15 protein-coding genes are annotated in these 13,835 nt (G+C 67.1%); 2 read left to right on the top strand and 13 right to left on the bottom strand.

Annotation, left to right across the window (positions count from 1 at the left end; translation table 11 throughout):
- The coding region (locus KGM94_RS16970; RefSeq protein WP_300261572.1) for a carboxyl transferase domain-containing protein at nt 1-421 on the bottom strand (421 nt) is incomplete at its 3' end.
- Between the two features lie 408 nt (nt 422-829).
- Between KGM94_RS16970 and KGM94_RS16975 the strand changes: the two genes are divergently transcribed.
- The gene (locus tag KGM94_RS16975) at nt 830-1,441 is read left to right on the top strand and encodes a hypothetical protein (protein ID WP_300261575.1); all 612 of its coding nucleotides are present in this window, start codon (nt 830-832) and stop codon (nt 1,439-1,441) included.
- 64 nt (nt 1,442-1,505) lie between these two features.
- Here KGM94_RS16975 and KGM94_RS16980 read toward each other — a convergent pair whose 3' ends face one another.
- From KGM94_RS16980 to KGM94_RS17020, 9 genes are all read right to left on the bottom strand, one after another.
- Nucleotides 1,506-2,162: a carboxymuconolactone decarboxylase family protein gene (locus KGM94_RS16980; protein WP_300261578.1), complete on the bottom strand. Its 657-nt coding sequence runs from the start codon at nt 2,160-2,162 to the stop codon at nt 1,506-1,508.
- Nucleotides 2,163-2,251: 89 nt separating this feature from the next.
- Nucleotides 2,252-3,064, bottom strand: a complete 813-nt coding sequence (gene blaOXA, locus KGM94_RS16985; RefSeq protein ID WP_300261583.1) for a class D beta-lactamase — start codon at nt 3,062-3,064, stop codon at nt 2,252-2,254.
- 70 nt (nt 3,065-3,134) lie between these two features.
- Nucleotides 3,135-3,410 carry an EscU/YscU/HrcU family type III secretion system export apparatus switch protein gene (locus KGM94_RS16990; RefSeq protein WP_300261587.1) on the bottom strand — a complete coding sequence of 92 codons (276 nt, stop codon included), beginning with the start codon at nt 3,408-3,410 and terminating at the stop codon, nt 3,135-3,137.
- On the bottom strand, nt 3,407-5,032 hold the full coding sequence (locus KGM94_RS16995; protein ID WP_300261590.1) for a flagellar hook-length control protein FliK: 1,626 nt from the start codon (nt 5,030-5,032) through the stop codon (nt 3,407-3,409). Before KGM94_RS16995 ends, KGM94_RS16990 begins: the two co-directional genes overlap by 4 nt.
- A 55-nt stretch (nt 5,033-5,087) precedes the next feature.
- On the bottom strand, nt 5,088-5,882 hold the full coding sequence (locus KGM94_RS17000; RefSeq protein WP_300261593.1) for an ATP12 family protein: 795 nt from the start codon (nt 5,880-5,882) through the stop codon (nt 5,088-5,090).
- A 203-nt stretch (nt 5,883-6,085) separates the two neighbouring features.
- Nucleotides 6,086-6,397 carry a hypothetical protein gene (locus KGM94_RS17005; protein WP_300261596.1) on the bottom strand — a complete coding sequence of 104 codons (312 nt, stop codon included), beginning with the start codon at nt 6,395-6,397 and terminating at the stop codon, nt 6,086-6,088.
- Nucleotides 6,398-6,429: 32 nt separating this feature from the next.
- Nucleotides 6,430-7,623 carry an RluA family pseudouridine synthase gene (locus tag KGM94_RS17010; RefSeq protein ID WP_300261599.1) on the bottom strand — a complete coding sequence of 398 codons (1,194 nt, stop codon included), beginning with the start codon at nt 7,621-7,623 and terminating at the stop codon, nt 6,430-6,432.
- Between the two features lie 53 nt (nt 7,624-7,676).
- Nucleotides 7,677-9,011 (bottom strand): replication-associated recombination protein A, encoded by a 1,335-nt coding sequence (locus KGM94_RS17015; RefSeq protein ID WP_300261602.1) that lies wholly within the window; start codon nt 9,009-9,011, stop codon nt 7,677-7,679.
- Nucleotides 9,008-10,402, bottom strand: a complete 1,395-nt coding sequence (locus KGM94_RS17020; protein WP_300261606.1) for a DegQ family serine endoprotease — start codon at nt 10,400-10,402, stop codon at nt 9,008-9,010. The genes KGM94_RS17015 and KGM94_RS17020 overlap by 4 nt, the downstream gene beginning before the upstream one ends.
- Nucleotides 10,403-10,669: 267 nt before the next feature.
- Here KGM94_RS17020 and KGM94_RS17025 point away from each other — a divergent pair, with 267 nt between their 5' ends.
- Nucleotides 10,670-11,683, top strand: a complete 1,014-nt coding sequence (locus KGM94_RS17025) for a zinc-binding alcohol dehydrogenase family protein (RefSeq protein ID WP_300261609.1) — start codon at nt 10,670-10,672, stop codon at nt 11,681-11,683.
- Nucleotides 11,684-11,859: 176 nt separating this feature from the next.
- Here KGM94_RS17025 and rplQ read toward each other — a convergent pair whose 3' ends face one another.
- The 3 genes from rplQ to rpsK all read right to left on the bottom strand — a co-directional run.
- Complete coding sequence (gene rplQ, locus KGM94_RS17030) at nt 11,860-12,276, bottom strand: 50S ribosomal protein L17 (protein ID WP_300261612.1); 417 nt, start codon at nt 12,274-12,276, stop codon at nt 11,860-11,862.
- Between the two features lie 144 nt (nt 12,277-12,420).
- The gene (locus KGM94_RS17035; protein ID WP_300261615.1) at nt 12,421-13,452 is read right to left on the bottom strand and encodes a DNA-directed RNA polymerase subunit alpha; all 1,032 of its coding nucleotides are present in this window, start codon (nt 13,450-13,452) and stop codon (nt 12,421-12,423) included.
- Nucleotides 13,453-13,568: 116 nt separating this feature from the next.
- The coding region (gene rpsK, locus KGM94_RS17040; protein WP_300261618.1) for a 30S ribosomal protein S11 at nt 13,569-13,835 on the bottom strand (267 nt) is incomplete at its 5' end.

Below are 13,835 nucleotides of genomic sequence, written 5' to 3' on the forward strand. Positions count from 1 at the left end.
CGAGCGCCGCGACGCCTTCCTGGATGCGCGCGCCGCCCGCGTCGTAGAGGCCGATGATGGGCGCCCTCGCCTTCATCGCCATGTCCTGGAGCTTGGTGATCTTCAGCGCGTGGGTTTCCGACAGCGAGCCGCCGAACACGGTAAAATCCTTGGCGAACACGAAGGTCTTGCGGCCGTTGATGGTGCCCCAGCCGGTGACGACGCCGTCGCCGGGAATCTTGCTCTTCTCCATGCCGAATTCGGTCGAGCGGTGCTCGACGAACATGTCGAATTCCTCGAACGATCCCTTGTCGAGCAGGAGCTCGATGCGCTCGCGCGCCGTCAGCTTGCCGCGGGCATGCTGCGCCTCGATGCGCTTCAGGCCGCCGCCGAGCTTGGCGCCGGCGCGACGTTCTTCAAGGGCGTCCAGGATGTGCTTCATTTGCTCCCGCCAGTTCTTTGGACCTGTTGAGACGTTTGCCGGGGGTTCTAACACGGCATTTTGCGGGCCGGAAAGCGGCTTTCGCCGCCGCGGCCGGGAGCCGGTCGGCACGGAAAGCCGATCGAGTTCGCCCGTATCGGCCTCAGCCCGGCGCCGAGCCGAGGGATCGAAATATCCTGCTTGGGCTCGCCTTCAGCCGTCCCGGGCTGACCGGGCGGTTGGGGAAAGCGGGAATGGCGGGGCTGGCGCCAATTGTCGCTGCGATTTGAGAGCCCGGCCGGTTGACCGATTCAGGTAACTCTGGCTTGTTCGGACCGACAGCGCCGATGTCGATATTGTCCGGTTCATTTGGTACGGCGGCCGTCATGCACGACCGATACCTTGGCTCCGATTTTCTGGACAATCCCGATGTCCGTGACCGTCGTTCCCCTGCCGCCGAACGGCACCTCCGAAAGCACCGACTTCCTGCGGCGGATGGCCAGCATGGTCTCGGGGCGCAATGGCGAGATGCTGCTGCGGGCGGCCGCCATGATCGAGTCGCTCTCCCAGCGCGCGATGACGGCCGAGCGGCTCTGTCAGCGCCAGCAGGAGGACTGCGCACGCAACGCCGAATTGCGCGAGGTCGCCGATCTCGCTGCCGACGCCCTCTTGAAGCAGGTCGGCGCCCTGCGCGTCGAGCTCGCCGAGGTCACGGCGCGGGCGGCCTCCACGCGCGCGCAATTCGACGAGGAGCGCGCGCGGTTCGAGGCGGAACGCAGCCGGCTTCTCGGCCTGATGCAGCATGCGGAGGCGCACGTCGCCGATGTGACCGGCGAGCTCGAAAACTTGCGCGCCTCTATCGACGATTTCAACGAGACCGCGGTCACGGTGCCGATCGAGGTGCTGCGCCTGGCGCGGGCACAGTTCGATTCCCTGTCGGAAGGATTTGCCAGGAAGGGTGACGTGATCTCCCAGGCCATGAGCGAGATCGGCGCCTGCGCGATCGACCAGGCGCTGGCGGGCACCGGCGAGGCCGGCTAGAACGGGACGGGTTCAAGTTGAACGTCGCCGCGGCCTCGGTCCCGCTCTCCCGGGGCCGCCGCTTCTACGGCTCGCCGGGCTTGAACGGCTCCTCCTTGCCGGGCGGCACGGTCTCTTCCGCCATCGACAGCAGCATCGCCACCATGACGTAGTTGCCGGCAACTGCGGTGAGATCGACGATCTGCTGGTCGTTGAACACCTTCTTGGCCCGCGCATAGGTCTCGTCGGAGACCTTCTTCGTCGTCGTCAGCTCGGTGACGAAGTCGTACACCACGGCCTCGTCCTCGGCCATCTTCGACGGGCGCTTGTTCGCCTTCAGCTCGGCGATGATGTCGGCCGACAAGCCCGCCTTGGCGGCCAGCGGGGCATGCGCGAACCACTCCACCTGCGAGCGCCACTGCCGCCCGATCACCAGGATCGCGAATTCGTTGAGCTTGACCGGCACCGAGGTCTGCCAGCGCAGATAGTAGAACAGGTCGAACAGGCGCTGTCCGAGCACCGGGCTGCGGATCATCGGATTGTAGGGACCGCCGATGCCGACGCTGGAGACCTTCATGATCTGCTCGCCGAGCGGCTTCTGCTTCTCGTCGAGCTGATCCATGGTGAGCTGCGGAAAGCGCGGCTCCTTGCTGGTGGCGGGCCCTGCGAACATGGTGGCGGCGAACCAGCCGCCGGCAGCCGCCAGCGTCAGCGACGACAGCCAGAGTGAAGTCGAATTCATGAATTTCCTCCCGACCCTTTTTCTTGCTTGGTCGGGACGATGCTAGTCGAGCGGCACGTCCGGCGCCAGCGCGGCCTGGCTCGGCTCGGTCAGATCGCGCCGATCTCGGCGAGACAGGCCTGGGTCAGCGTCATGCGGGCCGCGACCTGGCGCGGCCCGGGGCAATCCATGTTAAGAGCAAACACCGTGTGCGCGCCACCCTTCTCGGCCCAGCCCACCATCCAGCCGAGCGAGCCCTGCTCGCGCCCGGTCAGGCCGGATTTAGCGCGGATGACGGAAGAGCCCGCGTTGCTGACGGGCAGGATATCGCAAACCAGTTCCTGGCTGCGCTTTGAGATCGGCAGCGCCCGTCTGCGCAGCCGGTCGACGAAGTCGATCTGCTCGACGGGATCGATGCGCAGATTTCCGCTGAGCCAGAACTGGTCGATGCCGCCGCCGATGTCGCGATTGCCGTAGTCGAAGAGATCGACAAAGTGCTGCATGCGCTCCTCGCCGATGCGGCGGGCGATTTCCTGGTAGACCGGCACCGCGCTGACCGCAATCGCGCTGCGGAGCGTGTGGTCCTTGTTCCAGGCCTCGATTTCGCGCTGCACGCCGTCCCAGGGGAATACGTCCTTGTCGGGATCGGTCACGACGCCGATCTCGAGCGCAATCAGCGAATTCGGGATCTTGAAGGTCGAGGCCGGCAGTCTGCGTTCGCCGGAGCGCTCCCTGTCGCTGGCGATGATCAGGTAGTCGTCGACCTTGTAGCCGACGAAAGTGCCGGCCGTCCCCTCATCGGCAAAGCGTTTTGCGAGACCGTCGCGGATCTCGCTGCGCGGCGGCGCGACATTGGCAAGCGCGCGGGACGGCAGGAACGCGGCGGCCGCGAGCAGGCCGAAAGACGAGCGACGAGTGATCAAGGAACTTGTCCGTTGCATTGCCGGAGCGGCGACCATGCGGCCGGTATCATGGTGAAACGATGACGGGGTTTTAGCGAATGCGTCCCGACAGGCGCAGCACGAAGATCAGCACTTCCGCGACCGCCTTGTACAGGTCGGGCGGAATCTCCTCGCCGAGTTCGACCTTGGAGAGCGCGCCCGCCAGCACCTCGTTCTCCTCGATCGGGATGTCGTGGGCTTTTGCGAGCTCGACGATCTTGGCACCGATCGCGCCTTTGCCCTTGGCGACGACGCGGGGCGCGCTGCCCTTGTTCTCGCGGTCGTAATGCAGCGCAATCGCGAGCTGGGTCTTGTCCTCGCCGCTCATAGCGCGCGATCCAGGAAATGGCCGGCCTTGGCCGGGGCCGGCTGCGGCGGCGTGCCCTCGCGGATCACGATGTCGCCGGTCTTGAGCTCGGCGCGCGTCAGCGCCTGGCTGAGCTCTCCGACGCCCGCGCGCAACTGCGCCACCGTCGCCGGGCGCTCCGCCCACATCCGCACAAAGGTCTTGTCGCCGCTGAGCGTGATCAGCGCATGCACCGGACCGGTCGGCTCGACATTGAGCGAGAAGCGCGCACGCCAGGCGCGTTTGGCGGGATCGGTCTCCTCGCCGCCGCCGTCCCGCGAGATCTCGAACTGCGCCATCGCGGTGCCCTGAGGCGTCGCGAAGGGAATCTCGAAATTCCACTGCGGCACGGTCGGATCGATGCGGTGGCCGCCGGCATCGACGCGGTCCGGCAACGAGGCGACCTGCAAGAGCGTTTGCCGCGCGATTGCGGCGTCGGTGTCGTCGAGCAGCCGATGCACGGTCTGCGCCAGCGGCGCATCCGGCGGCAGCGCCGCCGTCGCGACGGGCTGCGCCGACGGCAGCGCGCCGCGGAACGGCGGCGGCGTGGCGGCTGCGCGCAGCGCGGTTTCGCCGGCGTGAGCGTCCGGCACCGCGGCCTTGGCAGCGACGGACGCACTGGCCGCAAGGCGCGGCAAAGCCTGGGTCGCTTCCTGCAGCAGGCTCAAGGCAACACTGGCGGCGACCGTGCGCGGCATCGCCGAAAGTGCGATCTTGCCGTCCGCGAGCATTGCGGTCGCCACGGCAGCGTCGCGCGGCGACAGCGGCAATGGGCCGGCTTCGATCTCCGGCGCCAGCGACGGCGCGGCAAGCGTCTTCAGTGCGGCTTGCTCCGGCGCAGTTGCGGCTTGCGGCGCAGCCGCAACTTGGGAGGGCACGGCGGCCTGCGGAACGACCGGTGTCGCGGGAAGCGCGCCCGACGTCGCGGCCAGGGTCTGGCGTAGCACGAGCAGCGCCGCCTTCAGATCCGGGATCGTGCCTGACGGCGCGGTGCCCGAGGCAAGCGAAGCCTCGAGGAACAGTCCGGACTTCTGGAAGGCGGCCTCGATGTCGTTGCCGCCGAGCCGCGGATCGAGCGGCGTCTGCTGCACCAGCACGTCCAGCACCGCCTGCTTCAGCGCCGGCGGCAGCGCGCTGCCGTCGACGACCGCGGCCAGATTGGCAAATAGCGGCGCCTGGCTGCCCTGCCGCGTGACCGCGGCTTCGGCGGCCACGGAGACCGCGATCTGCTCCAGCGGCGTCAGTTGCGGCGCGCGAGCCACGTTCGCTGCCGGCGCGGCGCTGTCGGCGACCGCCACGGCACCCGGCGTCAGCGTCACCGCATCGGCGGCGGCCCCGCCTGCCCCGTTGACGATGGCGAGCCGGACGCCGGCCTCGTTCTGCGACACCGCGAGCTGCAGGGTCTGGCCCGGCGACAGCGGCACTTCGCTCATCACGTCGATTGCGAGATTGGCGATCGCGATCCGCACCAGATTGTCGGCCATCACGCTCAGAACCTGGGCGTCGACCACGCTGCCTGCCTGCAGGACGAGCCCGGGCGTCGCCGCATCGGCCGCGGGGGCGGTGGCGGTCACCGGAACGATCGAGCTTATCGGCGTCGGCATGTTGAGGGGGCTCGCAAACAGCGGTCACCCTAGCGGACGCGTCGTAAACCCCTCGTTAAGGACCTTGGGCTGCGGGAGGGATCATGGCCGCCAGCACTGCCGCCGCGGCGTTGAAATCCTTCAGCCGGCCGGGGCGCCGGCCGGCCGCTTCCTCGTCCGCCCCCCACTGGTCGGCGTTCCAGTCCTCATCGACATGGGCGGCGGCCCAGACCTGGTCGGCGTCGCGCGCCCGATGCGCCAGCGCCAGCGCCAGCAGTGCCGAGCCGGTGAGCGTGGTGATCACATGCATCGCGGCGATCGACCAGGGATCGTCGGGAAGCGCCGCGCGCGCGGCCGCGACCGCCTGCTCGGGCTGGGCGACGTGCACGACGCCCTCCGACAGGATGAAACGCGCGCCCAGCGCCTCCGCGGCCCAGAACAGCACGGGGTCCCACTGCGCGGCCTCGCGCGCCACCAGCGCCTCCGGATGGCCCGCGCGATAGAACAGCAGGTCGGAGTGGAAGTACTTGGCGAGGTCGTCGGCGACGACCTGCGCGCGGTCGAGCACCCCCTCGACCACGCTGTTGGCAAGCCGCGTCAGCGGCATGGTCATGGGATCGAGTGTCTCCTGCTGGGCGGCCCATTCAGAGGCTACCGCGTCGGCGATCTGGCGCGACGGGATCACCACATGCCGGCCGGAGGGCGTGCGGATCGGCTTGCCGTCGAGCGTGATGGCAAAGCCGCCGTCGGCGTCCTTCACCCCTACCTCGGTATAGAAGCGCTTGCGCAGCGCCGGACGCGAGGCCTGGCGGGCGGATTCCTGCGGATCCAGCGGAGACCGGCCCGCCACTTCATCAAACAATTCACGCATCTGGTTTTCGGCCGTTGTCGCTCAATGCCAAGCTTCTAAGATAAGACCGGCGGCCGATAAAGCGAGCGGCAGGCATGAGGCAATTTGCGGGCATTTTGGCCCTGTTCGCCGGGCCTGGGCTTGTCGCGGCCGAGGCCGGTTTCCCCGACGTCGAGAGTCCGACAGCTTGCGGATGTTCCTGGAGCAGCTCAGCAACTGAAGGGCTACTGCTGCGCGCAGCTCCGCGAATAGGTCGCGCGCTCGCCCGGGGTCATGCCTGCGGCGGCTGCGTCGTCGAGGCATTTGCTGACGCGGTCGCCGTAGGAGCGGCGCGGCGCGGGCCGGTAGTTATAGCTCGGCTTGGCGTCGAATTGCGGGACCTTCGGCACCTCGATCTTCGGCGGCGGAGGCGGCGGGGGCGGCGGCGGATTGAACTGCGAGCTGCCGGGCAAGGTGGATTGCGCCGCGGCCGCGCCGGCGAGCAGCGCCGCCGCGATGACCGGGACGACAAGCGCGATCTGCTTCATGGAAGACATGTCGTGCGCTTCCGCGCATATCGCAAGCGGGACTACTCCTCCGGTGCGTTCTCGATCGGATCAAATCGGGTGGCGTCGAGGCCGAGCAGGTTCCAGGACTGCTGCATATGCGGCGGCAGCGGCGCGCTGGCGTCGATCACGCCGCCGCGCGGATGCGGAATGACGATGCGGCGGGCCAACAGATGCAGCCGGTTCTGCAATCCGCCCGGCAGCTCCCAGTTCTCCTTGTTGAAATACTTGGGATCGCCGATGATGGCGTGGCCGATATGGGCCATGTGGGCGCGGAGCTGGTGGGTGCGGCCGGTGACCGGCTTCAGCGACACCCAGGCGAGCTTGCTGCCGGCGGTCTCCACCACGGCATAGTAGGTCACTGCGTGGCTCGCGCCCTCGTCGCCGTGCGCGGCGATGCGCATGATGGTGTCGTCTTCGCCCTCGTCCTTGGCCAGGAAGGTCGAGATGCGGCCCTGCTTCGGCTTCGGCACGCCGGCGACCAGCGCCCAGTAGATCTTTCGCGCCGAGCGGTGGCGAAAGGCGCCGGTGAGATGCGTTGCGGCAAAGCGGGTCTTGGCGACGAGCAGACAGCCCGAGGTCTCCTTGTCGATGCGGTGCACGAGGCGCGGCTTCTGGCCCTTGGCATCGCGCATCACCTCCAGCATCTGGTCGATGTGACGCGTGGTGCCGGAGCCGCCCTGCACCGCCAGACCCGCGGGCTTGTTCAGCACGAGGACGTCGTCGTCCTCGTAGAGCATCATCTCCTTCAGTGTCTGAAGCGTCTTCTGCGCCGCCTCCGACAACGCCCCGGCCACCTTCGGCGCCTCCAGCTTCAAGGGCGGAATGCGGACGCTCTGTCCCTCCTCCAGGCGATCCTTGCTGTCGACGCGCTTGCCGTCGACGCGCAGCTCGCCTTTGCGGACGACGCGCTGGATGTGGGAGAACGACAGGCCGGGAAAGCGCGCCTCGAGAAAGCGGTCGACGCGCATATTGTTCTCGTCGGCCGTCACCGTGACGGTCTGCACCTTGGTCGGCAGCAGCACCTCGGCGGGCTTTGCCGGCGCAGGCGCTGCCTGCGGCGCGCGCTTCTCGGCGCGCTCTGAGGCAAAGCGCGGCGGCTTCCCGCCTGGTCTCGTCTTGTGCTCGCCACGCGGCCGCTCCCACGCCGGATGCGCGTCCCTGCGCTCATCGCGCGACCGAGGCTTTGGGTTGGTTCTCTTGATGCGGCGGCTCATGGTCCCTGCCTAGCCCAAATGCCGTTGCGCGTCACGGCGAAATGCCCTCGTCATCACGTCCCGCCCCGCTCCTTCCGCAGCTTCGCCCAGTAGTCCAGCCGCTTCCTGATCTCGCGCTCGAAGCCGCGCTCCGGCGGATCGTAAAAAGCCTGGCGGCCCAAAGCTTCCGGAAAATAGTCCTGGCCGGAGAAGGCGTCCGGCGCGTCGTGGTCGTATTCGTAGGCCGCGCCATAACCTTCCGACTTCATCAGACCGGTCGGTGCGTTGAGGATGTGTTTTGGCGGCAGGAGCGAGCCGGCCTGTCTTGCCGTCTGCATGGCGGCGCCGAAGGCTGTGTAAACCGCGTTCGATTTCGGCGCGGTGGCGAGATAGACCACCGCTTGCGCAATCGCGAGTTCGCCCTCGGGATGGCCGAGGAAGTCGAAGGCGTCCTTGGCGGCGTTGGCGATGACCAGGGCCTGCGGATCGGCAAGGCCGATGTCCTCGATCGCCATGCGCACCACGCGCCGCGCCAGGAACAGCGGGTCCTCGCCGGCATCCAGCATGCGCGCAAGATAGTAGAGCGCGGCGTCGGGATCGGAGCCGCGCACCGACTTGTGCAGCGCGGAGATCAGATTGTAGTGGCCGTCGGCCGACTTGTCGTAGATCGGCGCGCGGCGCTGCAGGATGTCCTGCAGCTGCGCAGCGTTGAAGGTCTCGCCCTTGCGCGCGGAGCGCCAGACTTCCTCGACCAGCGTCAGGGCAGCGCGGCCGTCGCCATCGGCCATGCGGGCGAGCGCTGCGCGCGCCTCTGCATCCAGCGGCAGCTTCCGGCCCTCCACCGCCTCGGCATGGGCGAACAGTTTTTCGATCGCGGCCGCATCGAGCGAGTGGAACACCAGCACGCGCGCGCGTGACAGAAGCGCCGCGTTGAGCTCGAACGACGGGTTCTCGGTGGTGGCGCCGACCATCACCACGGTGCCATCCTCCATCACCGGCAGGAAGGAATCCTGCTGCGCGCGGTTGAAGCGGTGCACCTCATCGACGAACAGCAGCGTGCCCCTGCCCATCTCGCGGCGGGCCCGCGCGGCGTCGAACGCCTTCTTCAGGTCGGCGACGCCGGAAAACACCGCGGAAATTTGCTCGAAATGCAGGTCGGTCGCGTCGGCGAGCAGCCGCGCCACCGTGGTCTTGCCGGTGCCGGGCGGGCCCCAGAAGATCAGCGAGCCGAGCGTGCGCGTCTCCAGCATCCGCGTCAGCGCGCCGTCGGGACCGAGGATGTGGTCCTGACCGACGACCTCGGACAGCTTGCGCGGACGCAGGCGATCCGGCAGCGGATGCGGGGCGTCGTGATCGAGCCCCGCCGCGGCGAACAGGCTTGGTGACTCCTGTGGTCGCTTCGTGCTCATCCGCCCAGCGTGACGTTGATCTGTTGACCGCCACGCACCACCGTGATGCGCCACAGCCGGGCCTGCTCCTTCGCCACCCTCTCGAGATCGGCGGTCTTGGCGATCTTCTGGTTGTTGACCGTGAGGATGATGTCGCCCTTCTGGAAACCGACGTTGGCGGCGGCGGTGCCATCGCCGATCTCCGTGATGACAACGCCCTCGGTGTCGGCGTCCAGCCGCAACTCGTCGGCGACGGCCGGCGTGATGGTGGAGACCCTGGCGCCCTGGAACGGCGAGCGCGAGGTGATCACGACCTCGTTGCGGCCGGCGTCAGGCGCCGCTTCCAGCGTCACGGTGAGCTTGAGCGGCTTGCCGCCGCGCTGCACGTCGATCTGTGCGGTGCCGCCGAGCGGCCGGGTGGCGAAGCGGTAGTCGAAGGCGTTGGGATCGTCGACCGGCTGGCCGTCGATCGCGACGATCAGGTCGGAGGATTTCAAGCCGGCCTTCGCCGCCGGTCCGTTGGGCACGACACTTGCGACCAGCGCGCCGGTCGGCGAGCGCAGGCCGAGGCTTTCGGCGATGTCCGGCGTCACCGCCTGCAGCTTGGCCCCGAGCCACGGCCGCTTCACGGCCTTGCCACCGCTCCTGGCGGAGGCGACGACCACCCGCACCATATTAGCGGGAATCGCAAAGCCGATGCCCTGCGAGCCGCCCGAGCGCGAATAGATCGCGGTGTTGATGCCGGCGAGCCGGCCATTCATGTCGACAAGCGCGCCGCCGGAATTGCCGGGATTGATCGCAGCGTCGGTCTGGATGAAGAACTGGTAGTCGGTGATGCCGACCTGGGTGCGGGCGAGCGCGGAGATGATGCCGTGGGTCACGGTCTGGCCGACGCCGAAGGGATTGCCGATCGCGAGCACGACGTCGCCGACCATCAGTTCGTCGGAATTGGTGAGTTCGAGCGTCGGGAACTTTTCGTGGGAGTCCTTGATGCGGAGCACCGCGAGATCGGTGCGGGAATCCTTCAGCAGGATCTCGGCCTCGAACTCGCGCTTGTCCGACAGCGACACCTTGACCTGGTCGGCGCCCTCGATGACGTGGACGTTGGTGACGACGAGGCCGGACGGATCGACGATCACGCCGGAACCCAGCGAGCGCTGCACCTGCTCCTGCTGCTGGCCCGGCACGCCGAAGAAGCGGCGGAAGATCGGATCATCGAGCAGCGGATTGCGGTTCTGCACCACCTTGGCGGCGTAGACGTTGACCACGGCCGGCTGTACCCGCTGCACGATCGGCGCATAGGACAATTTCAGCTCGGTGGGCGAGGACGGCACGCGGCGGTCCTGCGCAAGGGCCGGCACAGCCAGCAGCGTCGACAGCAGCAGCACGCCAAGGGAACGAAGCAACATCATAAGGAAAATCCTGGAATTGGTCAGCTCTGATATAGGCCGGAGCCGGTCGCGAAAGAAGGGAAACGGGCGGCGTCAGGCGGCCCGACCGGGCGCTTTGGATGCTCTCCGGGCCGGCGCGCAGGACAGCCGTTCGTGATGGCCCTCCCCCAGGCCTTTTCCCAATGGTCATTCGAACGGGGGCTGGTTCCCGAAACTACAGTACTTGCAATTCGAGCGCCACCCCGACAGTTTCGCCCGGCGCTCACGCCATTGAAGGAGGCAGCAGGGATGAAGGCCGTCGGCTACAGGAAATCGCTTCCGATCGGGAATGCGGACGCGCTGATCGATTTCGAGACCGCCAAGCCGGAACCGAAGGGACGCGACATCTGCGTCGCCGTGAAGGCGGTCTCGGCGAACCCGGTCGACTACAAGGTGCGCAAGCGCGCCGCCCCGCCAGAAGGCGAGGTCAAGATTTTGGGCTACGACGCGGCCGGTGTGGTCGACGCCGTCGGCCCCGAGGTCACGCTGTTCAGGCCGGGCGACGAGGTGTTTTATGCCGGCTCGATCCTGCGCCAGGGCACCAATTCGCAGTTCCATCTGGTTGACGAGCGCATCGTCGGCAGCAAGCCGAGAACATTGTCGTTCGCGCAGGCCGCCGCGCTTCCCCTCACCTCCATCACCGCCTGGGAATTGCTGTTCGACCGCCTCGGTGCCGTGCCGGGCAAGAGTGTCGACCCGCGCACGCTCCTGATCACGGGCGGCGCCGGCGGCGTCGGCTCGATCCTGATCCAACTCGCGCGCCGCCTCACCGGGTTGACGGTGGTCGCCACCGCGACGCGGCCGGAATCGCAGAAATGGTGCCTCGGTCTCGGCGCGCATGCGGTGATCGACCACGGCAAGCCGATCAAGGAGCAGATCGAGCGCCTCAAGCTGCCGCCGGTCGGGCTGGTCGCCAGCCTCACCTTCACCGAGCAGCATTACAAGGCGATCGCCGACGTCATGGCGCCGCAGGGCAAGTTCGGCCTGATCGACGATCCGCCGGAATTCACGATGAACGTGTTCAAAGGCAAGGCGATCTCGGTGCACTGGGAATCGATGTTCACGCGCTCCTCGTTCCAGACGTCCGACATGATCGCGCAGCACCACCTGCTCAACGACGTCGCCGACCTCATCGACAAGGGCGTACTGCGCACCACGCTCGCCGAGACGTTTGGCACGATCAACGCCGCCAACCTCAAGCGCGCGCACGCTTTGCTGGAGAGCGGCAAGTCACGCGGCAAGATCGTGCTGGAGGGATGGTAGCGCACGCGGCAAGATCGTAGGGTGGACAAAGCGAAAGCCTGCCCACCACGTCTGTCGCAATCATGGAAAGATGGTGGGCACGGCGCTCCGCGCCTTTGCTCACCCTACAACCCTCTGCTCCAAACAAAAAGCGGCGCTCGATGGCGCCGCTTTTCAATTCCCCGATGCCGTCGGGCTTACGCCGCCTCGGCTTCCTTCGCCTGGGACGGACCGGAGTCCTGGCCCTTGGCGTCGACGTCGCGGTCGACGAACTCGATCACGGCCATCGCGGCGTTGTCGCCGTAGCGGAAGCCGGCCTTGATGATGCGGGTGTAGCCGCCCTGGCGGTCCTTGTAGCGGGTGGCCAGCGTGTCGAACAGCTTCTTGACCATGTCGACGTCGCGCAGTTCCGAGATCGCCTGGCGGCGCAGGGCGAGACCGCCCTTCTTGCCGAGGGTGACGAGCTTCTCGACGATCGGACGCAGCTCCTTGGCCTTCGGCAGCGTGGTGACGATCTGCTCGTGCTTGATGAGCGAGGCCGCCATGTTGGCGAACATCGCGCGGCGATGCTCGGCGGTGCGGTTGAGCTTCCGATGAACCTTGCCGTGACGCATTGATCTATTCCTTACCTACTTCTGCCGCGACGGTTCGTCGGACATGTTGCTCAGGTGGGCTGCCTGCGTTCGCCCGAAAATCGCGAGTAGCGAATGGCGAGTAGCGAATGGTTCTCTGTTCGCCATTCGCCACTTCCTCTTCGCTCAGTAGTGATCCTCGAAGCGCTTGGCGAGCTCGTCGATGTTCTCCGGCGGCCAGCCCGGCACTTCCATGCCGAGGTGCAGACCCATCTGGGCCAGCACTTCCTTGATCTCGTTCAGCGACTTGCGGCCGAAGTTCGGGGTGCGGAGCATTTCCGCTTCCGACTTCTGCACGAGGTCGCCGATGTAGACGATGTTGTCGTTCTTCAGGCAGTTGGCCGAACGCACCGACAGTTCGAGTTCGTCGACCTTCTTGAGGAAGGCCGGGTTGAACGCGAGATCGGGGATGATCTCCTGCGTGACTTCCTTGCGCGGCTCTTCGAAGTTCACGAACACGTTGAGCTGATCCTGCAGGATGCGGGCGGCATAGGCCACCGCGTCTTCCGGCGAGATCGCACCGTTGGTCTCGATCGTCATGGTCAGCTTGTCGTAGTCGAGGATCTGGCCCTCGCGGGTATTCTCGACCTTGTAGGAGACCTTGCGCACGGGTGAGAACAGGCTGTCGACCGGGATCAGGCCGATCGGCGCGTCCTCGGGCCGGTTACGCTCGGCGGCGACATAGCCCTTGCCGGCGGCGACCGTGAACTCCATGCGGATCTCCGCGCCCTCGTCCAGCGTGCAGAGCTGCAGGTCGGGATTGAGCACGACGATGTCGCCGACGGTCTGGATGTCGCCGGCGGTGACGGCGCCGGGACCCGACTTCTTCACGACCATGCGCTTGGGGCCTTCGCCCTGCATCTTGATCGAGATGTCCTTGATGTTGAGCACGATGTCGGTGACGTCCTCGCGAACGCCCGCGATCGAGGAGAACTCGTGCAGCACGCCGTCGATGTGCACCGACTGCACGGCGGCGCCTTGCAGCGACGACAGCAGGATGCGGCGGAGCGCGTTACCCAGCGTCTGACCGAAGCCACGCTCGAGCGGCTCGGCGACGAGGGTTGCGAAACGGGTTGCGTCCGCGCCCGGCGTCACTTGCAGCTTGCTGGGGCGGATCAATTCTTGCCAATTTTTCTGGATCGTCACTGTTTCACCCATACAGGCCAGCTTTGCCATCAAAACAACTGGCGTTGGAGGTCGCGGGGATCGGCCCGCGTCCGAAGATCGAACAGCCGTCGCGGCCCGTGGCGCGGCCGCGACAAAAGCCCTGCGGCTTAAACGCGACGGCGCTTGCGCGGGCGGCAGCCGTTGTGCGGGATCGTGGTCACGTCGCGAATCGAGGTGACGGTGAAACCCGCGGCCTGCAAAGCGCGCAGCGCCGACTCACGGCCCGAACCCGGCCCGGCGACCTCGACTTCGAGGGTGCGCATACCGTGTTCCTGAGCCTTCTTGGAGACGTCCTCCGCGGCAACCTGTGCCGCATACGGGGTCGACTTGCGCGAGCCCTTGAAACCCATCGTGCCGGCCGACGACCAGGCAAT

It is taken from the genome of Bradyrhizobium sp. (assembly GCF_028868675.1).
Lineage (GTDB): Bacteria > Pseudomonadota > Alphaproteobacteria > Rhizobiales > Xanthobacteraceae > Bradyrhizobium.